Origin of the sequence: Alkalihalobacillus bogoriensis ATCC BAA-922, from assembly GCF_000621445.1 — a bacterium.
In the GTDB taxonomy this organism is placed as follows: Bacteria; Bacillota; Bacilli; order Bacillales; family Bacillaceae_F; genus Bacillus_AO; species Bacillus_AO bogoriense.
Map to the genome: position 1 here is coordinate 149,673 of NZ_JHYI01000013.1, position 24,633 is coordinate 174,305.

Sequence of the window (24,633 nt, forward strand, 5' to 3'; positions counted from 1 at the left end):
TCCATCCCCCTTTTTAATTTGTGACGTTCTGTTTTACCATTTGTCTTAGTCTTTGTTCAATTTCTTGTACAACATCTTTTGTGTTTACGTGCTCTTCTTTTGTTGATTTTTCATGAATTTCTATGAGTAATTCTAATAATTTTTGTTGTGTGATATTTTTTAATAGTGGCATATGTTGTTTCCTCTTTTTTTATTAAAATGAAAAGTAATTGCTTTGATATATAATATTTAAAGACATTGCTTGTTCATAATAAAAATATATAAAATAACAAACAAGTATCCCCAGGTAAATTAACTTTTGATCTTTATTAATAAATAGCTTTACTATCCATCCGATTAAAATTAATTGATATAACCCAAAATAGATTGCAAATCTTGCAAAAATCCAATTTTGTGTAGATACTATCATAAAAAGCATTGCAATAACCGACATATTCACAACTACATCACTATGTTTGAACATCTCTTTCAGCTTTTCTTTACCAAAAAAAGCAATTATGACAGGAGTAGCATAAACGACTACCCGTAATATATTTGCCCCACCTTCTTCAAAATTTTGATACCCTGCATATTGTGTATTACCTAAAACGTTAAATAAAACGGATAAAAACATTTCAAACCCAGCGACAATAATTATAGAGCAGAATAGCAATATAAATGTCATCTTCGACCAGGCTGGTTTTCGAACGATAAAATATATCGGAATTAATACAAGTGCAGACTGATGAATCGTTGCTGCCAGTAATACAACAAGTAAATATTTTTTAAAAGACCCTTCAAATAAGAATTTTGTTGCGGCAAATATGATGGCTGCTGCTAAATACTGTCGTATCCCATTCATCGAGACTAAAAAAAAACCTAAAGTAATATAGACATATAAACTAAGCTCAAACATTCTAGAGTAATGATATAACACTCCTACTATTAATGCATTTGTAATAAGAGCTGTTACAAAGAGTAAGATTTGAGGATCATTTGAAATTTGTTGTAATAGCATTTGAAGTAAATTAAATCCAAAATCACCTGTAAAATCAATATTTTGAAAAGTAAAATCGGTTATCGTGTAGGAATGGACATAATAATAAGTATCACCTATATTACTTCGAAGACCTGACACAAGTACAAGTGATAGTAAAGCAAATACTGCCAATAATATATTCGGTTTTATTTTTGTTTGTGTTAGCTCATTTTCTTTGGCGAAATATCTAGAAAACAGTGCCGTTACATAAACGGTCAAAAGGTTCATATACATAACTGTCATTTTTTACACTTCATTTCCTTTCATTTATTAAAAACGAAAGATAGATTTATGTGTTTTTTCGAACATTTCCAATCGTGTTTCTTTCTGTATTAATAATATATAAATACAATAACCAGCCTGCTGGTGAAAACAGAAACGTCGTAAATTTACAAGGTGACTCTGCAATATAATGAAAGTTCCTTATTAATAAGTTGCTTGAAATATAATGAATCGTTTCTCTTACTCTTTCTTTATATGTTGGTGCATACTTCATTGCAACCTTTCGAAAAAAAGAAAACCCTCGAGGATTTTTCTTATATTGATGAATCATATTCATACTTGATCCGTCTGTTTGGTAATCGACATAACAAACGATCTCATTCATTATTAATAACGGGCATTTTTGATCTATTAAAATATACTTATAACTTAAAGGACAATATTTTTCCCCAACGAATAAAGGATATGGTGGCGTTTCTTTCATTAACTTTGTTCGATAAACGAGCTTCTTATCACCTTTTATCTTGTACTTTCCATATAATTCAGTGAGAGTTGCTGCTGTAAGAGAAGTTGGCAGTGTAGTCCCAATTATTTCACCCGTTGGTGTCGCATCAAGTGCAACAATGCCTGCCAATAAGTCACTCCCATGTTTTGTCCAAAAAGAAACAATTTTTTCGACAGCATCGTCTGACATAAAGTCGTCCGAATCAATACAAACATTAAGTTCTGTTTCTATCTTTTCGTAGGCGGTATTATGTGCACCATGCATCCCTTGATTGTCCTGGTAGTAATAAGAAATTTTAATTTTGTCTTCTCTTATCCATTCCTCCACTAATAGTCGTGTATTGTCTGTAGAACCATCATCAATAATAAGCCATAAAAAATCTTGACTCGTTTGTCTTACAAGACTTTCATAACACTTATTTAAACAATAGGCTCGATTAAATGTCGGAGTAAATACCGTTAGAGTAGGATTCATGTTACGGCCTCCAACTTCGTACTTGTAAATTCCTTTTTACAATAAGCTGTATAATAACCAGTCAGCCAATCTGCCATTGTTGTCGTATCATACCCTTTTTCTCTCAAGATATGAAATGTATTCATATGTTCTGTTGAGGTCGATAGAACCTTGTTTGCCCAATCTGTTGCTGAATCTAGAAGTTTTACAAAATGTACATTTTTTGTTATTTTTGCTTCTTTTGTAATTGTATTTGATACAATACACTGTAACCCAGCGGCCTGAGCCTCAACTAATACAACAGGTAACCCCTCAAATAACGATGGAAATAAAAATAAGTCCATAGCTTGCATTAATGAGGCAATATCATTACGCACACCTAAAAATCGTACAGAATCTCCTAGACCTAAGTCATGGACTTTCTTTTCAATTTGCGGTCGCAAATGACCATCACCCACTAATAGTAAAACTGAGTGTGGTTTCTGCTTTTTAACCTGTTGAAAGATATCAATTAAAAAGGTGTGATTTTTTTGTTTGTTAAATCTACCGATATGCCCAATTACTAGCTTATCCTTTAAGTTCAGTTCTGTTCGGAGATTGTTTCTAACTTGCTCACTATATTGAAATTCTTTTGCATTGACAGCATTATTTAACACTTTTACTTTTTTCTTTCCAAACAACCATTCGCCTGCTTTTTCAGAACAAGCGAAATATTGGTTTGCATTATCTTTCATCATATATCTAGCATACATACGAAAAGGTAGTTTAATATCAAGGCCAAGATCACTTAAATGACTATGCGCAATTCTACACGGAACACCATGTTCTTTAGCTGCTTTTAACACAAAGCTACAGTTTTCATTTATGTGTGAATGCACCACTTTATACTCTGTATTATGTTTAAAAAAATCATCTAGTAATTGAAAATACCTTCGATAATGACCAGGACGTATAGAAGGCATAGTGATAATTCTTCCACCCATTGTAGTAATTTCTTCATCATAATGACCTTGTTCGTTTCGATGCACCATAAAATCAAACTGAATTTTCGTTCGATCCATTTGTCTATAATAATTCATGAGCATCGTTTCTAAACCGCCACGATTCATAATCGTCACTACTTGCAGTATTCGAAATGGCTTCAAAATCAACACCCCTATCTTACAATCTTTCTTAAATGCTCAATACTTTGAATCATAAAATAATAACCTAATGTAAATTTAAGTTTCACAAAAAAATAAAACACTTTCCAAATGAAAGGAAAATGCTTCATATCTAACGTCGAAACGGCGTGCTTAATCGTTTTATATTGGAGTATATTTTTCATATTTCTATATTTCTGTAATACTGAAGTTTCTCCTGATGCACTTATTTCATTTAATCCAAGCCCTAATGTATTTAAACTAATTCGATTATTTAAAGCTTTAACATAGTCATCACCTAACTGCTTTTCTTGTATAAACATTTCTATATGTTCATATAGATGCCCCCACTTCTTCATGAGGTCTGGCTTATACTTGGATGTAACAGATTGTTCATTTTGGCGCCAGTAATGATATAAGGGCTTGTTTAACAAAACAAACGCATTAGTATAATATAGTACTTCCATATTAAATAATGAATCTTCATTTGTTCCTATTATCGATAAATCTGTAAATGTAATAGTATTCTCTTTAATCAATGATGTTCGATAAAGTTTAGACCATACCGTACCATATGCATCTAATAGTTCTAGTTCTCTTATTTCAGCATTCAACGGACCAATGATTCTTCTCATGATCTGACTTTGTACATCCTCATTATAATAATATTGTTTTTCCTCTGTCAGAAACGTTTTCTCTTTAGAATGCGTACCAAATTCTCTTATATAGGTACACATAACCACATCCATTTTTTCTTTTGTAGCGATTTCGTACATCGTTTCGTACATGTGGTAATTCACCCAATCATCTGGATCAACAAAACCAATGAAATCACCTTTGACATAGTTTAACCCTTCATTTCGAGCAGAGGAAACACCAGCGTTTTCTTTATTAATCAGTACAATCCGTTCATCATTCTTCGCATAGTCCATGACAATTTTTTCACTACCATCCGTTGATCCATCATTGACTACAATGAATTCAATCTCACTCATAGTTTGATTGATAAGACTATCTAAACATCTTCCTACATATTGTTTAACATTATATAGGGGTATGATGATACTGATCTTTGGTTTCTTCTTCATAATCTTCTCCTAACATAAAAGGGGCATATACACTTTCTAGTTCTTTTTGTACTTTTACAAGTGAAAAATGACTAACCCGACTTCGACTTTCTTTTCCTAACTGTTGTTTTAAAGTTTTATTTTGATAAAGGGTTATTATCTTCTCCACAAACCCACTCACATCATCCCGCTCTACTAAATAGCCATTCACTTCATGTTTCACTAATTCACGGTGACCTCGATTCGTTACAGCAACAACTGGTAGCCCGCACGCCATCGCTTCCATGACATTTACCGGTAAGCCTTCTCTTAAACTAGAGGCTACAGCTACATCGCACATCGGTAAGAGCGTATCAATGTCATCGCGTTGTCCAAGAAAATCAACGGAGCTTGCAACACCTAACCGAAACATTTCAACTTGGCATTGTTGTAATGTTGGTCCTTCTCCTGCTAGCAGCAAGCGAACTTTTGGGATTTCTCTTTTGATTTGTTCAATCGCTCGCATTAGAAATTTTTGATTTTTGTTATGGTTAAATTCTGCCGCATAAATTAATAAAAACTCATCGTCTTTATAACGATAAGTTTCTCTAGTCGCCTTTTTTGTTTGTTCGTCCATCGGTATAAACCGTTCTGTGTTGACCCCCACACCATGAACATGTTCGATTAAACTCGCCTTAAATTCTTTTTCCTTCGCTAAAAGATAATCTTCCGTATTAATTGTAATTAAGCAATCCGTAATTTTCGCTAGTTGTTTTTCAATTGGATAATAAAGCATCCAATTAAAAGGCGATGCCCCTTTATAAAAATGGAATCCATGTGCAGTGTAGATAACTTTCGTTCCCCGGGCTCTCGCTTCTACCGCTGCTAACCGAGCAAGCACTCCACCAAGTGGTGTATGACAATGAATAATGTCATAGTTTTCTTGATTAATAATGGTTTTTAATTTTTGAAAAGCCAACATGTTGGAATAGCGAAAAGGAGAGCGGTGGATCGGAATGACAAATTTCACATCTGTATACGGAAGCTCTAATTGACCAGAAGCCGCGACATGTACTTCCCATCCTTGTTCTTTAAACCATTTCATATAAGGAATATGGAATTTTGTAAAATGATAATCAACGGTAGCACAGAATAATATTTTTCTCGGCATTCCCATCACCTACTCTTCTTATATATTTATTAACTTGGTATCGGGATTTTTTCCCTCACTGGCTTGCGATTTGTGAGTTCTAATAACTGAGCTTTTAAAGTCTCTTTATCCATAACTGAAAAGGATTGGAGAACAGTTTCAATTTCTTCAATAAAAATTTGCGCTGTTTTTCCAACATAGATTTTTGGATAAATTTGTTCATCGTGTATTTCATCTTCATTTAAAAGTTCCTCAAATAGTTTTTCACCAGGACGCATTCCCGTATAATGAATCCCAATTTCTTCTACACTGTATCCGGATAGTCTAATTAAATTTTGAGCTAAATCGACTATTTTTACAGGTTCGCCCATGTCCAAAACAAAGATTTCTCCTCCATTTGCTAAACTACTAGCTTGAATGACGAGTTTTGCGGCCTCAGGGATTGTCATGAAGTAACGAATCATATCAGGATGAGTAACGGTCACTGGTCCGCCCGCTTCGATTTGTTTTTTAAATAGTGGAATGACACTTCCTCGACTCCCTAATACATTCCCAAATCGAACAGCAATAAAGGTAGTCTGACTTGTTTGGCTCATATGCTGAATCATCATTTCAGCTAAACGTTTCGTTGCCCCCATGACACTCGTTGGGTTTACGGCCTTATCTGTAGAAATTAATACAAAGGTATCAACTAAACTGATATCTGCTGCTTTCGCTACATTCATCGTTCCAATCACATTGTTTTTTACGGCTTCTTCTGGGTTTCGTTCCATTAATGGAACATGCTTATGTGCTGCGGCATGATAAACGATATGTGGATGATATCTGCCCATCACTTCTTTAATTTTCTGTTCATCTTGCACATCACAAATTTCAGTAACAAACTGTATTTTTGTCGAAGAAAACAAAGGCTTTAGTTCCATTTCAATCGAATATATACTATTTTCACCATGTCCTAGTAAAACAAGAGTGGAAGGATTAAATCTCGCGACTTGCCTGCAAATCTCTGAACCAATTGACCCTCCAGCTCCGGTCACTAACACGACTTTCCCTGTTATTTTTTCTGAAATAGATTCAATATTTAATTCTATCGGATCTCGCCCAAGTAAATCTTCTACTTGAACATCTCGAAGTTGGTTTACTTCCACCTTTCCAGTCATAATATCCTCTAACATTGGCATCACTTGTGTTTTCACCGATGTATGAAGACATTTTTGAAAAATATCGTTCAATTTCCTACGTTGTAATGATGGGATCGCTATAATGATATGCTCAATTCCCATTTGATTAACAATCATTTGTAACTGGTTCATTCCCCCTACAACAGGAAGACCAAAGATGTCCAAATATTGTTTGTTTTCATTATCATCGATAAAAGCAACAGGCTGTAATTCAGCTTCGCGATTATAAAGTAACTGTCGCGCAACCATTGTTCCAGCAGCACCTGCTCCAATAATTAATGTTCGTTTCTTTTGCTGTTTGTCTTTTATCACGGTATCTCGAAACATTCTCCAACAAAACCGAGAACTACCAATCGTAAGTAAATAAACCATAAACATAATCACTAATAACCGAACATCAACTGTAGTCAGAAGAAACTGAACGATACCTACTATGAATAAGGAAAGGAATCCTATTTTAACAATGCTGATTAACTCTCCAATGCTGGCGTACTCCCATGCTTTTTTGTATAATTTATGAAAAAAAGAAAAGATATAATGACTCATTAACATGCCACATAGCACAACGATAAAGCTAGGGCTACTAACAAAGTGAAAATCATACATAATAAAACTACTAATAAAAACCGTTACAAAAATTAATCCTGTATCAATTCCAAGTAACATCGATAGACGCTGACGATAAGACATAAGCTTCTCCTCCTTTCAAAATAATATTTCGTTTCAAACGATGTGCGGAGCCCTGCCCGCTTTTAACAGTGAACCACAAGTACTTTTCTTGGGGTAAAACTCGCAGGTGCGCAGACATCGCTCTTCTAGAATAAGCTTTCAAAGCTTCATGGCTATACCAATTTTTTATCTTTTAAAATAAGGGCATCTAACCCTCCCTCACATCAACCCTCCGACGACGAGCATCAAGGTATTTCACCCTTAGATTGACCGAGTGCCTTCATTGATAACGGTAAGAAGACATCACCAATATATATTAAGAACATCATCGTTTCCAATAAAGAACGAACAAGGTAAAAAAATTAGGAAAAGAGTGACTTTGATTTCCCATTAAAAATGACACCAATCATATTCGCTTTTACAACATCTACTACAGCTTTCGCTTCTATAGCCAATTCACGTTCTGTTTTTCCATTTCGAACGACCATTATGACACCATCACAACGACTTGCGATTGTTTTCGTATCGGCGCCTTCAAGAATCGGCAATGAATCAAAAATGACATAATCATAAATCGCTTTTACTTTTTCAATAAATTCTACCATCGCATCTGAACTAAATAACCGTTCTGTATTGGATGGAACTGGGCCACTTGTGAGGACATCGACCTTTGAAGAATGAGTACGAATGATAGCTTCTCGATAGCTCACTTGCCCGATCAATATATTTGTTAATCCAACATCATTTTTCAACTTAAATATTTCATGTAGTTTACCTTTTCTAACATCAGTATCAATTAAAAGAACACTTTTTCCTTGTTTCGCAAATGAAAACGCCAGATTCGTTACAGCTAATGTTTTTCCTTCGTTCCTTGTTGGGGATGTAATTAAAATCGCTTTCGCTTTCGTCTCAAAGGCGGAAAACTCAAGATTGGTACGAATCGTTTCAAATTGCTCCGCGATAATAGAGTCAGGTTTTTTTAATGTAATGAGACTTTTTATAATATGATTACGAACCAATAGTCTCACCTCTTAAATTTTGTTTTTCTTGTTTGATTTGGTTCCCATCAGCTAACGACCGTTTTGTTATTTTTGAAATACTACCGATAACAGGAACTCCTAACAATTTTTCAATTTCTCTTTCTGAACGAAGGGTGTTATCAAGGCTATCGAGTAAAAACACAAAACCAATTCCTCCAACTAGTCCAACCATAAAGGCAACCAAATGAATTTTCCGATGGTTTTGATTAATCGGGTATACATTTCCAGAGGTTTGAGCTTCACTTAAAATGCTTACACCCGTAAAGTCAAGAAGGTCTTTTACTTCATCCTTATATACATGAGCAGTTTTATTGGCGATTAATGCAGCAAGCTCTGGATTTGTATCATACACTGTAATATTGACAATTTGCGAGTTATCGACGCTCTGAACAGCAATTTGTCCTCGTAATCCATCAACAGTTCGATTTAAATCAAGCTCATGAATCACGCGTTCCATAACAGCTGTTTCTCGAATAACAACTCGTAGTGTATTAAAATTATTCGTACTATCATTGATTATAATTCGTGAAGACGACTCATAAATCGGTGTCGTATGGTATGTCGTATAATACCAGCCTGCTGCTGAAAAGAAGAAAGTTATCAAGGCAATCATCCACCATTTTTTTTTCAGAAGCTGATAAATGGCTTTTATATTAATTTCTGTCGCTTTTCTTCCTACATGATTTTCCATAATTCGCCACCTTACGTCATTTTTCGTTCTTTATAATGTTACTTGCAAATTCTAATAAAATTATAAACCTTATATAGATAAGTTTTTTAACTTGTTTCAACATTTTCTTGTGTTTATTTTAGTTCGTAATAAAGAACATGTCAACAACTCTTTTAAAAAAATTAGCCTTCTACAATGAACTGTTCTTCTCAAACGCGCAGTACCAACAAAATAAGACATTATTAAAAAAAGCCAAACATTCTAAAGGAACATTTACGCGATTTTTACATATTTTTTTAGATTATAAGTCTAGTATTTTTTACCAGCTCCGTTATTCCTATGGTGGCGCAAATACGAGATGTAAAGACTATGATTTTTTTTCATATTTCTAACTCATCCCCCTTTATTCAGTGATCGAAAAATAAAGACTCTTATGTTGTATGGTACAATGGCACCTAACGATAAAGGAAAGGGGTTTTCTACTTGAAAAAATGGATACGCCAAATCGGAATCGTGTTCGCTATAACTACTTTACTTGCTGGATGTGGGGCATCTGATGAGGAAGCTTCGAATGGGGAAAATGCCACTGAGGTTCCTACTACAGAAGGAAATGTCATAGCTACTGTAAACGGAGAGGAAATTACAGAACAAGAATTTCAAGAAATCCTCTCATTCGTCGCTATGCAGTCTGGTATTGATATTCATGATGAAGAAGGACAAGAAGTACTTACCATGATGGAAGACCAGCTGCTAGATCAATTAATTGACCAGATGTTATTAACACAAGATGCTAAGGAAAAAGGCTTAGAAGCCAATGATAACGAAATTGCCGAACAAATTGACCTTATTAAAGAACAATCACAAGTCCAATCCGATGAGGAATTCCACGAGATGCTTGCACAACAAAACGTAACAATAGCTGAGCTGGAAGAACAATACAGACAAACACTAACATTTGATAATTATATGGAATCTATCCGAGCAGATATTGCGGTAACTGAAGATGAAGTAGAAAGCTTTCATGATGAATTAGTTACTCAGTATGGAGAAGAAGCGCTTGAACAAGATGAGATTAACTATGAGGAAGAGCTTATCAAGCAAAAAGTAAACAATGAACTGACAGCTATCATTACTGATTTACGAGAATCGAGCGAGATTATTATTCACTAGTTGGAAGCAGACCAAATTGGTAGTAAATTTGGTCTGCATTTTTGTTTTCACAATCATTATTTTTAAAATGGGTCCTATGCCCCTGTTATCATTAGAATAAAAACTCTAAACTAGAGTAAATACTCTAGTTGGAGGAATTGTCATGAAAACAAGAGAAAAAATTATCGCTACAGCAGTTACCCTATTTAACGAAAAAGGCTCCTCGGCAGTCTCTACTAATCATATTGCTGAAGCAGCTAAAATCAGCCCAGGAAATTTATATTATCATTTTAATAACAAAGATGAAATTATCCGAGTTATTTTCGAACAAATGGTTCAAAACTGGGACGGTATGTGGTTTAGCCCTCCCGAAAGCGAACTCTCTTTGACAGGCTTAAAAAACAGAATTAAAAAAAGCTTTCTTCTTGATTTACATTATGCCTTTTTCGCCAGAGAAATTAACTCCCTACTCCGAGCTGACCCGCTCCTCCGTCACCGTTATGAAGTTATTCAAGAGAAACGACAAAAAGAACAAGCTAGGTTTATTCAAGCATTTGTAGAAGCTGGCATTTTACAATTTAGTATTGCTCCAAACAAACTCAACCAATTGCTATCTATAAGCTGGGTTCTTAGCCAATATTGGATTCCGTTTTCTGAGCTTTCAAATGAAAACATAACAGACGAACAAATAGATGAAGGAGTTGATTTAATCATGATGTTAGTTGAACCGTATGTGAAAAGGAGTGAAAATGGAAATGACCGTCATGAATAAAGAGGAAACAATATCTCGACGTCAATTTCTGAAGAAAGCCGGCTCAACCGTACTCCTCCTTGCTGTTGGCGGGGTTCTCTTTCGTGCCTACACACAAGGCGTATTTCATACTGGAAAAGGGCCAGCTTATGAATTATGGAAAGATGAAAACTCCACGGGTTTAACTTCCATTGTCCATGCTGCTGTTTTAGCTTCAAACCCACATAATAGTCAACCATGGTTTTTTCATGTGTCAGACACAACGATAGACCTATATGCGGACAAAAGCCGGCATTTAGGTCCTATTGACCCCTTTTATCGTGAAATGTACATTGGCTTAGGTTGTGCAATTGAAAACATGATGCTAGCTTCAAAAGCTTATGGTTATAACCCGACCCTTTCCTATTTTCCTGACCCATTAAATGATACATACGTAGCGAAATTTTCATTTACAAAACAAAGCTCTGAAGTGTCTCCGTTATATACTGCTATCCGTGAGCGCCATACGAACCGTGGTGCTTACGATGCTACAATTGAAATTCCAAAGAAACATCAAACAGCTTGGCAGAAAGAATTAGAGGACCCAATTACCCTCTCTTTATTCACATCGCTAGAGGAGAAACAATTCATTAGCCAAAGTATCACAGATGCAACACAAGCTTTCATTTCTACAAAAGTGTTAAGTCAAGAAACAAACAAATGGTTCAGGCAATCTTGGGATGACCTTCAATCGTATCGGGATGGCATTACATTAGATGCGCAAGGCGAATCTTTTTTCATCCGTTTTTTTGGCAAAGTCCTTCCCCCATTAGACAATGAAAGCTCGGATCAGTTTTGGCTAAAAGCAACGAAAAAGCGTCATACCGATACCGCGTATGGCTATGGCGTCTTGTCTGTCTCTACTTCTAATCATCTTGTTGAGAATATCCAGTTAGGAAGAGTATGGCAACGCATTCACCTTCATGCTACAAATCAAGGAATTGCAATGCATCCTTTAAATCAATTAAATGAAATGGCTGACTTTGAAACACACTCAAAATCGCAACCACATTATTCTAATTTACTCGATCAAATTACTATCCCTAAAGGACAGAAAGCAAAATTCATTTTCCGGTATGGTTATCCGAAAGCAGAAGCAAAACCAAGTCCTCGTCGTTCGATTGAGTCGGTTATCGTCTAATCTGTGTCACACTTTTTACTTACGGACATCTGTTCCGTTAATCAAAGAAAAACATGTGTTTTTTCATTCCGTTCGGACATGTATTCCGCTATTTCCCCTCACCCACCCTAATTCACGTCGCTTTTGCTAGATTAACGGAACTGATGTCCAAACGGATGATTTTTAACAGTGAAAACAGTAAAATAGCGGAACGTATGTCCGATAGAAAACGAGGACCATCAGCATGGTCCTCGTTTTCGTAACGCTAATATATTTTCAATTTTTTCAATTGTTTCAGCAGTTAATCTAATTCCAGCCGCTTTAACATTGGCTTCAATTTGTTCTGGACGACTTGCCCCAACAATGGCACTTGCTACATTTGGTTGTCGTAATACCCAAGCTAACGCAAGTTCTGGTAATGTTAATTCCAATTCTTTAGCTAGTTTCTCCAAGGCATCAACTTTTTGTAATGTCGGTTCATTGATGAAGTTTGTCACCCACATATTTATATCACTGTTGGCCGCTCTACTGTTTTCTGGAACAGCGCCACCTTTGTACTTTCCTGTTAAAACACCTTGAGCTAATGGAGAAAACACCACTTGTGAAATTCCATTTTTTTCGGATACTGGAATGATTTCTTTTTCAATGTGACGGTATAACATATTATACTGTGGCTGATTGACGACAATACGGTCTAATAAAAATTTATCAGCTATATTTAGTGCTTCTTGAATTTGTGCTGCAGACCATTCACTTACACCTGCATATAAAATTTTTCCTTGCCGTAATAAATCATCAATCGTTCGTAATGTTTCTTCTACTGGTGTTTCAGGGTCATAGCGATGACAATAAAAAATATCGACATAATCAAGTTCCATTCTCTTTAAGCTCGCATGAAGCTGTTCAAACACATGCTTTCGGGATAAACCTCTATCATTTACCCCTTCACCCATTGGCCAAAACGCTTTTGTCGTAATGACATAAGAGGATCTGTCATATTGCTTTAATGCTTTTGCCATCACTCTTTCACCCTCGCCACTTTCATACACATTGGCAGAGTCAAAAAAGTTAATTCCTAATTCATATGCTTTATGTATAATCCGTTCTGCAGTGTTATTCTCAACAGACTTTCCGTATGTAAGCCAACTACCTAGCGAAATTTCACTTACCTTTAAACCCGTTTTTCCTAAACGACGATATTCCATTTTATTTCCTCCTTTATAACAATCAAACATAGTATCTCGATATGCCTTCATTTTAATGCAAGACTGTCGGAAAAGGAACTAAAACGCTTTCTTGTTTTAAAAAATTAAAAGCCACCTATCAGCTTAAACGATAGGCAGCTTTACTTGTTTACACAGCTTCTTTTTGAAGTCTTTTTTGTTCTAAACTTCGTATTTCAAGCCGAATGAGTAACGAAACTGTTAAAGCTATAGCAAACATTCCCGCAAAAATCATAAGGGTTCCTTGGTAACTCCCTGTTGTTTCTCTTATCCATGACGAGAAGATCGGACCAGTTAACCCTGCCGCAGCCCATGCGGTTAACATATAGCCATGGATTGCTCCTAATTGCTTTGTCCCAAACATATCACCAATATAAGCTGGGATTGAAGAAAACCCTCCGCCGTAACAAGTAATAATTAAAAAGACGACAATTTGGAATAACAAAAAATGTGTCATATTTGGCAAGAGGAAGAAGAGAACCATTTGGATGGCAAAAAAAGCTGTATACGTATTTGGTCGTCCAATGTAGTCAGAAAACGTTGCCCACCCTAGTCTGCCTAAGCCATTAAAAATTCCAATCAATCCAACCATCGTGGCTGCGGCAACAGTAGATAAGCCAGCTATTTCTTGGGCCATTGGAGACGCCACTGCTAAAATCGCAATTCCACAAGAAATATTAATAAACAACATTATCCACAACATCCAAAAGCGTTTTGTTTTCACTGCTTCATTGGCGGTTAATTGTGATAAATCTACTTTTATTCGGTTTGAAGCTGTTTTCGCTTTTTCTTTAAAACCAGCAGGAACCCAGTCTTTTGGTGGTGGAGATAAATATTGAGCCGAGCTGAAAATGATAATAAAGTAAGTTCCCCCTAATATCGCAAATGTGAGTGGAATACCGACTCCTTCTATTAGTCTAGCAATAATCGGGCTTGCAATCATCGAAGCAAATCCAAACCCCATAATAGCCAGTCCTGTCGCTAACCCGCGACGGTCAGGAAACCATTTCACTAATGTAGAAACAGGGGTAATATAACCTAGTCCAAGTCCTATCCCAGCAACAACACCATAAAAGAAATAAAGCAATAACAACGATTGAAGATGAACAGCTAAACCAGCACCTGCGATTCCAATACCGAAAAATAACGAAGCCATCGTCCCAGAAACTCTTGGTCCAAATTTTTCAACAAAATGTCCAAGAAAAGCTGCTGATAAGCCTAAAAATAAGATAGCAATACTAAAAGTTAAAGATACTTCTGTGTAGCTTAAATTTAATTCAGCCATCAATGGTTTTGTAAACACACTCCACGCATAAACAGAGCCTATCGAAATATGAATGCCTACACCTGATAACGCGATGAGCCAACGATTTTTCACATTACTCATGTCCTTCCACTCCTCTTTCTCTCACCTTATATAGTCTACACCCTTATCATATCGTGACTTTATGAAGTTTCAATGTGTCCACTCGTACAAATTTGTGAACTTTTTCACAAAGTAAGTTAAGTAGAAAAAAAGATGTTCTTGAAGTGGTAACTTTCGTCTTCAAAAACATCCGTTTTATTTATTATTTCGATAAGAAAACGTTACGAACTTTTGGAACAACATAACTACTCCCACCACGGTCTTCAACGCCTTCTACTACCATTAAGACGAGTAAATCTTTCGTTGTCGTATCCACTCCGATAAACCAACCGAATTCTTCACCTTCGTCACCTTGTGCTTCTTTATATTCCGTTGTTCCTGTTTTCCCAGCTAATACTTGATTGGAGATTTGAGCTCCTCTTCCTGTTCCATTCGGACTTTCTACAACGTCAATTAAAGATTCTAAAATTTCATTGGCATGCTCAGCGGAAATGATATTTTCCTTCCATGGATCAGATTCACCTTCATATAATTGTGGTTTGAGCATTGTCCCATTATTTAGTAATGTCGTATACATGGTTGCTAAATGTAGAGGATTTACAAGCATTTGTCCTTGACCATATGATGTATCTACAAGTTGAACGTCGCTAGAAATATCCTCATTAGCCCAACTTGATGTTCCCATTCCATAGCCAAATGGAAGGGATTCTGTAAATCCAAACGCCTCTAGTCCTTCTTTAAACGAATCAATCCCAAGGTCAAGCGCCATTTGGGCAAAGTAAATATTATCAGAATATACAAGGGCATCCTTTAAATCTACTTGCTCAATGTTTCCATTTACACGACGTACCGTATAATCTCCCCAATCAGAAGAATCTGGCTTCCAGCGTTCTCCAACAATTTCTCTTTTCTCCGATGGGTTCCATCCATTTTCAAGAGCAATTGCTGCTGTAATCGGTTTTATTGTAGAACCTGGTGCATACGTTTGTGTAAATCGATTTAATAATGGCTTTCGTTCATCCTCACTCCAATCTTGATAACTTGATAACCCTAGGATAAATTCATTCGGGTCATAAGCAGGCGAGCTTACTAATGATAATACCTCTCCAGTTGTTGGATGCATAGCTACGGCTGTCCCAGCATCTCCATTTTCTTCATATTGCTCATATATTGTTTGTTGGAGAGAGCTATCTATCGCTAGCATAATCGATTCCCCATCAACCGCTTCTTTTTCAGCAATAACTTTTTTCGTCTCCCCATTTTCATCTTCAATATAAATAACAGCTCCACGTTCACCTTTTAAACGGTCTTCCAACACTCGCTCTAAGCCAGCTTGCCCTAAATAAGAATGAGCATCATAACCTTCTCCTTTTAGTTCTTCTAGTTGCTCTGCTGTAATTAAGCTAATATAACCGGTTAGATGTGCCGCAGCCTCTCCTAAAGGATAAACCCTTCCGTTCGCTTCTCGATATGTAGCCCCAGGAATTTCCTCATACAAGCGTTGGACAAATGGTTGTTCGGTGATAGGAACAGAAACAATTGGGACAAATGTATCTGGTCCAACCCATGATTGGTCCAATTTTTTCTCAATGTCTTCTTCTTCCATATTTAATTCTGCACTAAGCGCTGCAATCGAAGTCTCCTCTTGCCCTTCCATCCGACCAGGGACAACTCCAATTTCATAAATGGTACCATTAGCAGCTAGAGGTTCCCCGTTCCGATCTAGAATTTCACCTCTTGTTGGATGAGAAGTTTGGACGCGAACACGCTCATTTTCCTCTAACCCTTCAACAAGTAGACTTGGAGTCCATTCGATCCTCCACTCTTTCTCTTCATCTTCATTTTCTTCTAACACGACAAGAACTTCGGGACGATATGAAATTTCCCCGGCAATCGTGTTCATTTTTTGAGCATATTGTAACATTACTTCGGTAATATCCTCTTCCCGCTCTACTTCTTCCTCAGGGAGACTATAATCAATTTCTATCGACTCTACTTCCATCCCACCATAAATATTCGTATAACGTTCTACAAACTCTTCTTTTGAAATTTTTGCTTTTGCAGAAGTGGTTAAATATTCATACATCTTTTCATAATCGCCTTGTTCGACAAAAGAAAGATACGATTGTAACGCTTCTTCTGGCAAAGGTTCTTTTTCAGAACAAGCAGACATGAGCAAGAAGATTACTACTAAAGGTAATAGCTTAAATAAATTACGCATAATGTCTCCTTTCTATTTCCATTTCATTTTTTACATTTTTCCCTATTATTCTCTTATATTGTATAATATTACGAAGAGTAGAAACAACTATAACAAAAACAATAGAAAAATCCCCTTACTATTCTTATAAGGGAATAATGGAAAATATGCTTTTAGGGGGAAACTAGCTTCACCGATTAAATACAATCGAATGCAGTAATGAAATGGGATTTTAATAATCAATTTAAAGGGTAACGTTATCCCCTCGAATTTTTTCCCTTTTTAATAAAACGTAATAACATGACCATTCCTGTAAGATTAAATAAAATGCTAAGTCCTATTAAAACTAACCATACTGTAGTTGGTATAGATATTGCTAGTGTTAAAATAAGCATAAAGTTGCCTAACATCACAAACATTAACCCGAGTATCATTTTATTGTTCATTTTGTACACGCTCCTTTTCTCTTATCATAGCAGTTTGATTGGTATTTTTCATTAGTGGAAATATTGAACGGTACATATTTTTCACTATTACTCGATAAGAAAAACACGGAGCGTCTTTTCGTTTCAAGCGAAGTGCGGAGCCTTGCCCGCTTTTGACAGTGAACCACAAGTGCTCTTTTTGGGTGAAACGCGCAGGTGCGCAGCCTTCGCTCTTCTTGAATAAGCTTTCAAAGCTTGGCTGCTGCTACACCAAAATTTTTAATACTTTCTTATCTTATAAAAAAGTGCCAAAAGGTCTACTCATCCACCTTTTGACACTTTTTAGAAAGCCTATAAATATTTCCGATGAATCTTTCGCCCATCATAGATAAAATCAATATCTTTATCATTTACTTTTGTTTCAATATGGACAGTTCTCCCCCATAACTGATAAATATTTGGTAATACTTTCTCTAAATATCCGATATCAAGTTCAATTCCTTCAAAATGATGGGTAATATACAACTCCCCATTTTTTAAATAGTCACCATCTGTCACTGTTAAATAAGGAAATCCTCCATTTACTCGTGAAGAAATCAATTGATCCCTGACTTGCTTCCAATCTTTATCAATAATTTTATAATCGGCACCTTGCTTTTGAAATAAGTACATATCCTCACGATTCACTAATTCTTTTGTCAAATAATTGCGCAAGAATGAAATATCGGATTCAATTTCTCGGACTTCAAATATTTTTTCTCGTCCAGAACTAGGTTTCACCCCTTGAATGTCCTGCATTTCTTTTGTAGGGTTATTATACCGTTCCTCAATATCTTCAAAAATTTTCACACCTAAATAATATGGGTTTATTTGCGTTTTTGTTGGTTGCACAACACCTGCATTAAGCTTTGCATATTCAATCGTTTCTTCAGATGTTAATGGCAACTCCCTCAAAATTCTCATATGCCAATAAGAAGCCCAGCCTTCATTCATAATTTTCGTTTCAAGCTGTGGCCAAAAGTATAACATTTCTTCGCGCATCATCGTTAGGATGTCGCGTTGCCATGGCTCTAACTCTCGACTGTACTCCTCAATGAATAAAAGGAGGTCCTTTTCTGGAGAAGGAGGAAATTTTTTCTTTTTCTTTTTTGGCTCTTCTTTTTTTTCTTCCACTTCTAAATCCCATAAATCTTCATAAGGGGTCCGCTTCTTCTGTTTTGGTTCCTCATCTTCATCTTCTAAAGACCAAGCTAATTTTGGACGAACAAGACTTGGATCAATATGCTCTTGAATGGACAATATAGCATCTAAAAATTTCTCGACTTCTTCCCGACCGTGAACCAATTCATAGTGAGCCACACGTTCTGCTGTTGCACTCATACTTTCAACCATATCTCTGCGTGTATTCGAAAAACGAACATTATTTTTAAAAAAGTCACAATGAGCTAAGACATGTGCGACAATCAGTTTGTTTTGAATCAAACTGTTTGAATCGAGTAAAAAGGCATAACAAGGATCCGAATTAATGACTAGTTCATAAATTTTGCTTAACCCAAGATCATATTGCAGTTTCATCTTATGGAATTGCTTCCCAAAACTCCAATGTGAGAACCGCGTCGGCATTCCATATGCACCAAATGTATAAATGATGTCAGCCGGACAAATTTCATAGCGCATCGGGTAAAAGTCTAACCCAAACCCCGTCGCAATTTCCGTAATTTCTTCAATCGCGTATTGAAGTTTTTGTTGTTCATCACTATTCATGTCGCTCACCCCTTTTAAGTCGCCTTATCACAATTTATGAAAAATGCCGCTCGTTCATGAGCATATTTATGAAAATCTCTCTATGCATCTGTCGCTCTTCACGAATGTTTTTCTTTCCATTACAATAACAACAAGGAGATGATACATATGAAAGAAGCCGCTTTAACATACTGGAATAACTATTGGGAAAAACTTGGACAACCTGTGCCAACTAATGTAAGTGCATGGCAGTTTGGTCCTAATCCTGATGAACTTACCCAACTCGTAATAGATGGGAAGAAAACGACAACTTGTTCTGGATATGTATTTTATGAAATCGAAAACGAGACATTACCCCAAGAAGGCGAATATAGTATTTTATTAAGCAAGGAAGATTTACCTTTAGCGATTATTCAAACCATAAAAGTTGAAATCACACCAATGAATAAAGTAACAGAGGAATTTGCCATAGCTGAAGGCTCTGATTCATATGAAACATGGTGGAACGACCATGAATCGTTTTTTTCAAGTGAATTAAAGAAAATTAATCAAACATTTACTGACGATATGTTGCTTGTTTGTGAAACTTTTACATTGCTTGATAAGAAATAAGCGACTAGGAACAGAACCGAAAAATACCCTATGTCAAGGACATTTTATAACTCTTCTAAGGTTTCGCATGATACAACAACAATAGCACCATTTAGTATTACTAAACTAAAATGGGTATATATGTTAAAATTGATATTAGGTCGCTACACACTGTACTTACACTAACGTAATCAGGTTGGGGAAGAACCATTAGATATATGGTTCCTAGTAGGAAATGAATTTAGGAAAAAGCATTTCATATATTGCAGTGAAGATAGTTGAATAGTTGGTGCATTTTATGTTTTTGAGAAAACTCATGAAAGTATGGGTGTATTAATGGATATAAAAACATTATGGGATTTAAGGGTTCAGAAATTTTATAGAAAAATGTTCAGATACTATTCAATCATTGGTGCGAATGTTGTTTATTTTTTTCTAGTCATTAGTAGTATTTTTATTTATTATTTTAATTTATTTCTTCAGTGGTTACCTCCCCAAATATCTGTAGAAATAATCTTATCACTATTTGTAACTATTATTTTAATACCGACAAAAGTTCGTACATTTATTAAAAAGGCAGATATAGTCTTTTTGTTACCATTAGAATGGAAATTAGAGTCGTATTTTATTAAATCAATTGTATATAGCTTTATTATTGATATTATTAAATTGCTTAGTTTAATTACTGTTTTATTAAGCCTATTTTTTCACACTATTAAAATAGATCTTTCCATCTTTATTTTAATAGCGGGAATTGTTTTTTATAATATTTTTATGAAATGGACGGAACAATGGTTAGAGAACTATGTACAATTTGTTTTACATAGGTTATATAGGTTTTTTTCAATATATTTAATGTGTTATTCTCTGTTTAAAAATGACTGGATTGTTGTGCTTGTTTTAATGAGTGTAAGTTTCGCCTATTTAATTAATTTTAAAAGAAAGAGAAGAAACCTGAATTGGCAGTGGCTAATAGCTGAAGAAGAAAGTGCGTTATTAAGAAACTTTAAATTTATTAATATTTTCATGGATGTCCCCAATCTTAAACGTTCTTTTCGGAATAGACGTTTGCTCACTATGCTTGTGAAAAGGTGTATCCCATATAGTCAGAATAGTACGTTCGTATATTTATACTTACTCTTATTTGTAAGATATAATGATTTTTTTTACCTTTATCTAAGACTAACTGTAATTGGTATATTTGTTCATTATGCTATGCCAACAAGTGGTTGGATTTTTACTCTCCCTATTTTATTTATGACTGGATTTCAAGTCATTCCTTTACAACATGAAATTAAAGAAAGTGGATTGCTTTATCCTATTTCTAAATCCCAGATGAATGAATCTTTCTTAAAGTTTGTCTTGGTTATATTATATGCACAATTTTTCATTCTATATTTCACCCTGTTTATTCATACTTCTACTGCTAAAATATACTATCTTGTCATTGGAAGTTTATTTGTTTATCTATTTGTATATTTCTTTTTATCAAAGAGAGTTAATATCTCAGGAAGTGCCTTTAAAGAATAACGGAATAACCGAAGAACTAATCCTATAACGTGTAACTACGCAAAAAGTTATACAGGGTACATTTTATTCAAGGAGGGGTTCTTTTGTGCAGTGCCACTCGTTACGGACATTTGTACCGCTATTCCTAAGAAAATCATATCTTCTTCATTCTTTACGGACATCCGTTCCGCTATTTGACCAAATGAGCGACAAACCCATTCCTTTTATCTCCTGTAACAGAACAGATGTCCGTTAGCCTTTAATAAACGGTACTTTTTATAAAAATAACGGAACGTATGTCCGTAAGAATCGTACATAAGCAGACTTTTCTTTACCACTTTCTTTTCTCGCGTTCTCCATTTTATTCTTTTGCAACATAAAGATGAGCTTCTAATTGTGACCGAATCCCCTCTGGAATTGTTTCTGATTTTTGACTTTGAAAATTAAAATTGACATAGGTCGCTTCTCCAGTAGCGCAGCATTTATTCTCTTGATAGATTTCTTCATACACCTTAAAGCTTGAATTTCCGATTCGTTTTATCCATGTTTTCACGGTGACAGGTCGTCCATAATAGATTTGTTGTTTATATTCGACTGCGATTTTTATAATGACACATTTCCAGTTCGAAAACGATAAGTCAGGCGTGAACATTTTAAAGATTTCATCTCGACCTGATTCGAACCAAACAGGAATCGTCGTGTTATTAATATGACCTGCGCCATCCGTTTCCGAAACTCGAGGTTCTATTCTTTTTTCAAACATTCCCTCACCTCCCTTTAGTAAACTTCATGTTATTTCCCCATGATACGCTGCTTCATAGATTCGATATACCATCTCTTCGTTGAGTTCGACAGGACTTCTTGCGAGCAATCTTGTTTGTTTCATTGCTTCTTCTGTTAAGGCAACTAGTGACTCTTTTTGCATGTCATAATATTGGAGAGAGGACGGGAGCTGCAAGCCTTGTACTAGATGATGAAGCGTATTTACGCAATCGGCAGCTAATTCTTCCTTTGACTTTGTATCGTCTACACCAGGGGCTAATGTTTTAACAACATTAGCTAATTTTTCCGTACAACCGTGTTGAATCTCATTTATCACAAACGGAAGTAAGACCGCATTAGATTCTCCATGTGGAATTTTAAATTGATTTCCGAGTGGATACGCTAATGCATGAACACCAGCTACTCCTGCATTATAAAAGGCAAGCCCTGCCATATAACTGGCCGTACTCATTTTTTCCCTCGCGATTGGATCACCACCATTTTCAACTGCGGTTGCGATTGATTCCCCTATTAATTTAATCGCCCCTAACGCTATACTGTCTGTTACAGGATTTGCATGAACCGATATATACGCTTCTATCGCATGTGTTAATGCATCAATTCCTGTTGCCGCCGTAATTCGTGGCGGGACAGATTGTGTTAAGGTTGAGTCGACAATCGCCACATCAGATAATAAATACGGATGTGTAATCACATCCTTTGTTGCTTTTAACGATAAAACTGCGATATCCGTAACTTCTGATCCTGTTCCTGCTGTCGTTGGAATCATGATTTTCGGAACACCATGGTTAACAATCGGTTTCGTTCCAGTTAAGTTTAAGTATTCATGAACTTCTCCTTCTTGTTTCATTAAGACAGCTGTTAATTTAGCGATATCTAGTGCACTACCTCCGCCAATCCCGATTACGAGTTCAAACCGCTTTTGTTTGGCGTACGCCACAACTTTTTCGGCACATGCAAGGGTTGGCTCTGGCATAATATCGGTATAAATATCGATATGATACTTATCAAATAAAGACTGTAACACAAGATCACAAATCCCAATAGACACAATCGTTTGGTCCGTAACGACAAGAATGGATTCGACGTTCCATTGTTTCACTTCCAGTAACAAATTTTCTTTCGTCCCTTGGCCAACATGACTTTTTAAAGGAAATCGCAATTGTGAACTCATCTTACTCCTCCTCGTTTACATTTATCATATAAAATTTTGTTTCTAACATCTCTTCAACTGCGTATTTTACACCTTCTCGACCATAACCACTTTCTTTCACTCCACCATATGGGAAATGGTCAAGTCTGAAGGTTGGGACTTCATTTATTAAGACGCCACCTGACTGAATCGCTTTTGCTGCTTGAAAAGCTTTAGTAATATCTTTTATAAAAATTCCCGTATGCAACCCAAACGACGAGTCATTGACACTAGCAATGGCTTCTTGAAGATTTTCATACGAATAAATCGAAACGACAGGGCCGAATACTTCTTCACAGCTTACTTTTGCTTTTGGATTGACTTGGATTAATACGGTTGGCTCATAAATATTGTTTGCCCCTTTTCCTCCTGTCACAACAACAGCACCATCTGCTTTTGCCTCTTTTACCCATTTATCAACCCGGGCAAAGGCCTGTGGAGAAATCATTGGTCCGATGTCAGTCGTTTCTTTTTGAGGCAGTCCTTGTTTTAATTTTTTCGTTTCCATTGCAAAAAAGTCGACAAATTGTTCAAATAATGTATGATGAACATAAATTCGTTGCAAGGAAATACAAACTTGACCTGAATAAGCAAAAGCCGCTCGTACACATCGTTTGGCTACTTTCTCTATATTTGTGTCGCGTTCAATAATAACAGCCGAGTTTGATCCTAGTTCTAGTGTTGTTTTTTTCAGTCCAGCCTTCGCTTTTATTTCTTTTCCAACTGGCACACTGCCTGTAAATGATATTTTCTTTACGAGATTATGCTCTAGCATCGGTTTACTTAATTGTTTACCAGACCCTGTTACGAGCTGAATTGCCTCTTTTGGCAATCCAGCTTCTAGCAACAACTCTGTTAATTTAATTGCACTAAGTGGTGTTTGTTCTGCTGGTTTTAAAACTATCGCATTCCCCGCAGCAATCGCTGGACCAACTTTGTGTGCGACTAAATTAAAAGGAAAATTAAACGGTGTAATTGCACAAACAACGCCTAACGGTTCTTTTGCGGTAAAACCAATTCGGTTTGCTCCCCCAGCTACGGCATCCATCGGAATCATGTCACCATGAATTCGTTTCGCTTCTTCAGCGGCAAGCTTATACGTTGTAATCGTCCTTTCTAGCTCTGCTCTTGCATCTCGAATCGGTTTTCCTGCCTCAATACAAATGATGTTACTCCACTTTTCCTTGTCAGTTTCTAGCAAAGAGCTGACCCGTTCTAAAATTTGACTTCGTTCAAGTGATGATTTTTGCTTTAATTCAGAAAAACCTCTTTCCGCTGATTCAATTGCCCGGATAACATCTTCTTCATCTGCTGCACTAACATTAGTAAGCAATGAATGATCTACAGGGGAATATACTGGATATGTATTGGTTTTCTTCGTCCATTCTCCGCCAATATATAAAGGTTGAATCTCTTGTTTCATAATTGCACCTTCCTTCTGCTTTT

At 36.0% G+C, this 24,633-nt stretch carries 21 protein-coding genes; 5 read left to right on the forward strand and 16 right to left on the reverse strand.

Features of this window, described 5'->3' with window-relative positions:
- Positions 1-13: 13 nt before the first annotated feature.
- The 9 genes from T323_RS28745 to T323_RS0106575 form a co-directional block, all read right to left on the reverse strand.
- Positions 14-172: a YwzD family small protein gene (locus T323_RS28745; protein ID WP_156942409.1), complete on the reverse strand. Its 159-nt coding sequence runs from the start codon at positions 170-172 to the stop codon at positions 14-16.
- 21 nt (positions 173-193) lie between these two features.
- Positions 194-1,261, reverse strand: a complete 1,068-nt coding sequence (locus tag T323_RS0106540) for an EpsG family protein (RefSeq protein WP_026672557.1) — start codon at positions 1,259-1,261, stop codon at positions 194-196.
- A 46-nt stretch (positions 1,262-1,307) separates the two neighbouring features.
- Complete coding sequence (locus T323_RS0106545; protein ID WP_026672558.1) at positions 1,308-2,219, reverse strand: glycosyltransferase family 2 protein; 912 nt, start codon at positions 2,217-2,219, stop codon at positions 1,308-1,310.
- A complete protein-coding gene (locus tag T323_RS26155; protein WP_051556412.1) occupies positions 2,216-3,343 on the reverse strand; it encodes a glycosyltransferase family 1 protein in 1,128 nt (375 codons plus the stop codon). The genes T323_RS0106545 and T323_RS26155 overlap by 4 nt, the downstream gene beginning before the upstream one ends.
- An 11-nt stretch (positions 3,344-3,354) precedes the next feature.
- Positions 3,355-4,428, reverse strand: coding sequence for a glycosyltransferase family 2 protein (locus tag T323_RS0106555; RefSeq protein ID WP_035177917.1), 1,074 nt, complete (start codon positions 4,426-4,428; stop codon positions 3,355-3,357).
- A complete protein-coding gene (locus T323_RS0106560) occupies positions 4,385-5,557 on the reverse strand; it encodes a glycosyltransferase family 4 protein (protein ID WP_026672560.1) in 1,173 nt (390 codons plus the stop codon). The genes T323_RS0106555 and T323_RS0106560 overlap by 44 nt, the downstream gene beginning before the upstream one ends.
- A gap of 29 nt (positions 5,558-5,586) precedes the next feature.
- A complete protein-coding gene (locus T323_RS0106565) occupies positions 5,587-7,407 on the reverse strand; it encodes a polysaccharide biosynthesis protein (protein ID WP_026672561.1) in 1,821 nt (606 codons plus the stop codon).
- A gap of 341 nt (positions 7,408-7,748) precedes the next feature.
- A complete protein-coding gene (locus tag T323_RS0106570; protein ID WP_169737876.1) occupies positions 7,749-8,405 on the reverse strand; it encodes a CpsD/CapB family tyrosine-protein kinase in 657 nt (218 codons plus the stop codon).
- Positions 8,395-9,117, reverse strand: a complete 723-nt coding sequence (locus tag T323_RS0106575; RefSeq protein WP_026672563.1) for a YveK family protein — start codon at positions 9,115-9,117, stop codon at positions 8,395-8,397. The genes T323_RS0106570 and T323_RS0106575 overlap by 11 nt, the downstream gene beginning before the upstream one ends.
- Positions 9,118-9,579: 462 nt before the next feature.
- Here T323_RS0106575 and T323_RS0106580 point away from each other — a divergent pair, with 462 nt between their 5' ends.
- The 3 genes from T323_RS0106580 to T323_RS0106590 all read left to right on the forward strand — a co-directional run bounded on the left by T323_RS0106580 (position 9,580) and on the right by T323_RS0106590 (position 12,176).
- On the forward strand, positions 9,580-10,266 hold the full coding sequence (locus T323_RS0106580; RefSeq protein WP_026672564.1) for a SurA N-terminal domain-containing protein: 687 nt from the start codon (positions 9,580-9,582) through the stop codon (positions 10,264-10,266).
- A gap of 142 nt (positions 10,267-10,408) precedes the next feature.
- Positions 10,409-11,017 (forward strand): TetR/AcrR family transcriptional regulator, encoded by a 609-nt coding sequence (locus T323_RS26160; protein WP_051556413.1) that lies wholly within the window; start codon positions 10,409-10,411, stop codon positions 11,015-11,017.
- Positions 11,001-12,176: an Acg family FMN-binding oxidoreductase gene (locus T323_RS0106590; RefSeq protein WP_169737877.1), complete on the forward strand. Its 1,176-nt coding sequence runs from the start codon at positions 11,001-11,003 to the stop codon at positions 12,174-12,176. Before T323_RS26160 ends, T323_RS0106590 begins: the two co-directional genes overlap by 17 nt.
- 218 nt (positions 12,177-12,394) lie before the next feature.
- Here T323_RS0106590 and T323_RS0106595 read toward each other — a convergent pair whose 3' ends face one another.
- The 4 genes from T323_RS0106595 to T323_RS0106615 form a co-directional block, all read right to left on the reverse strand.
- Positions 12,395-13,360, reverse strand: coding sequence for an aldo/keto reductase family protein (locus T323_RS0106595; RefSeq protein ID WP_026672566.1), 966 nt, complete (start codon positions 13,358-13,360; stop codon positions 12,395-12,397).
- Positions 13,361-13,508: 148 nt separating this feature from the next.
- Positions 13,509-14,765, reverse strand: a complete 1,257-nt coding sequence (locus T323_RS0106600; RefSeq protein ID WP_026672567.1) for an L-lactate MFS transporter — start codon at positions 14,763-14,765, stop codon at positions 13,509-13,511.
- 181 nt (positions 14,766-14,946) lie between these two features.
- Positions 14,947-16,965 carry a penicillin-binding transpeptidase domain-containing protein gene (locus T323_RS0106605; protein WP_026672568.1) on the reverse strand — a complete coding sequence of 673 codons (2,019 nt, stop codon included), beginning with the start codon at positions 16,963-16,965 and terminating at the stop codon, positions 14,947-14,949.
- 755 nt (positions 16,966-17,720) lie between these two features.
- Positions 17,721-19,133 carry a SpoVR family protein gene (locus T323_RS0106615; RefSeq protein WP_026672570.1) on the reverse strand — a complete coding sequence of 471 codons (1,413 nt, stop codon included), beginning with the start codon at positions 19,131-19,133 and terminating at the stop codon, positions 17,721-17,723.
- A gap of 147 nt (positions 19,134-19,280) precedes the next feature.
- Here T323_RS0106615 and T323_RS0106620 point away from each other — a divergent pair, with 147 nt between their 5' ends.
- Positions 19,281-19,724 (forward strand): ASCH domain-containing protein, encoded by a 444-nt coding sequence (locus tag T323_RS0106620; protein WP_026672571.1) that lies wholly within the window; start codon positions 19,281-19,283, stop codon positions 19,722-19,724.
- A gap of 315 nt (positions 19,725-20,039) precedes the next feature.
- Positions 20,040-21,233 carry an ABC transporter permease gene (locus T323_RS0106625; RefSeq protein WP_026672572.1) on the forward strand — a complete coding sequence of 398 codons (1,194 nt, stop codon included), beginning with the start codon at positions 20,040-20,042 and terminating at the stop codon, positions 21,231-21,233.
- A gap of 340 nt (positions 21,234-21,573) precedes the next feature.
- Here the strand turns inward: T323_RS0106625 and T323_RS0106630 are convergent, their stop codons facing one another.
- Genes T323_RS0106630 through T323_RS0106640 form a run of 3 tightly spaced genes read right to left on the reverse strand, consistent with a single transcriptional unit; the run spans position 21,574 to position 24,610 of the window.
- Positions 21,574-21,975, reverse strand: coding sequence for an acyl-CoA thioesterase (locus T323_RS0106630; protein WP_026672573.1), 402 nt, complete (start codon positions 21,973-21,975; stop codon positions 21,574-21,576).
- 24 nt (positions 21,976-21,999) lie between these two features.
- Positions 22,000-23,169 (reverse strand): iron-containing alcohol dehydrogenase, encoded by a 1,170-nt coding sequence (locus tag T323_RS0106635; protein ID WP_026672574.1) that lies wholly within the window; start codon positions 23,167-23,169, stop codon positions 22,000-22,002.
- A gap of 1 nt (position 23,170) precedes the next feature.
- Positions 23,171-24,610 carry an aldehyde dehydrogenase family protein gene (locus T323_RS0106640; RefSeq protein ID WP_026672575.1) on the reverse strand — a complete coding sequence of 480 codons (1,440 nt, stop codon included), beginning with the start codon at positions 24,608-24,610 and terminating at the stop codon, positions 23,171-23,173.
- Positions 24,611-24,633 lie beyond the last annotated feature (23 nt).

Coding starts and splice junctions, on each gene's coding strand:
- T323_RS0106615 (WP_026672570.1), bottom strand. CDS start 19,133: ATGAATAGTGATGAACAACAAAAACTTCAATACGCGATTGAAGAAATT.
- T323_RS0106540 (WP_026672557.1), bottom strand. CDS start 1,261: ATGACAGTTATGTATATGAACCTTTTGACCGTTTATGTAACGGCACTG.
- T323_RS28745 (WP_156942409.1), bottom strand. CDS start 172: ATGCCACTATTAAAAAATATCACACAACAAAAATTATTAGAATTACTC.
- T323_RS0106545 (WP_026672558.1), bottom strand. CDS start 2,219: ATGAATCCTACTCTAACGGTATTTACTCCGACATTTAATCGAGCCTAT.
- T323_RS0106560 (WP_026672560.1), bottom strand. CDS start 5,557: ATGCCGAGAAAAATATTATTCTGTGCTACCGTTGATTATCATTTTACA.
- T323_RS0106575 (WP_026672563.1), bottom strand. CDS start 9,117: ATGGAAAATCATGTAGGAAGAAAAGCGACAGAAATTAATATAAAAGCC.
- T323_RS0106600 (WP_026672567.1), bottom strand. CDS start 14,765: ATGAGTAATGTGAAAAATCGTTGGCTCATCGCGTTATCAGGTGTAGGC.
- T323_RS0106605 (WP_026672568.1), bottom strand. CDS start 16,965: ATGCGTAATTTATTTAAGCTATTACCTTTAGTAGTAATCTTCTTGCTC.
- T323_RS0106635 (WP_026672574.1), bottom strand. CDS start 23,169: ATGAGTTCACAATTGCGATTTCCTTTAAAAAGTCATGTTGGCCAAGGG.
- T323_RS0106590 (WP_169737877.1), top strand. CDS start 11,001: ATGACCGTCATGAATAAAGAGGAAACAATATCTCGACGTCAATTTCTG.
- T323_RS0106640 (WP_026672575.1), bottom strand. CDS start 24,610: ATGAAACAAGAGATTCAACCTTTATATATTGGCGGAGAATGGACGAAG.
- T323_RS0106555 (WP_035177917.1), bottom strand. CDS start 4,428: ATGAAGAAGAAACCAAAGATCAGTATCATCATACCCCTATATAATGTT.
- T323_RS0106630 (WP_026672573.1), bottom strand. CDS start 21,975: ATGTTTGAAAAAAGAATAGAACCTCGAGTTTCGGAAACGGATGGCGCA.
- T323_RS0106620 (WP_026672571.1), top strand. CDS start 19,281: ATGAAAGAAGCCGCTTTAACATACTGGAATAACTATTGGGAAAAACTT.
- T323_RS0106625 (WP_026672572.1), top strand. CDS start 20,040: ATGGATATAAAAACATTATGGGATTTAAGGGTTCAGAAATTTTATAGA.
- T323_RS26160 (WP_051556413.1), top strand. CDS start 10,409: ATGAAAACAAGAGAAAAAATTATCGCTACAGCAGTTACCCTATTTAAC.
- T323_RS0106595 (WP_026672566.1), bottom strand. CDS start 13,360: ATGGAATATCGTCGTTTAGGAAAAACGGGTTTAAAGGTAAGTGAAATT.
- T323_RS0106565 (WP_026672561.1), bottom strand. CDS start 7,407: ATGTCTTATCGTCAGCGTCTATCGATGTTACTTGGAATTGATACAGGA.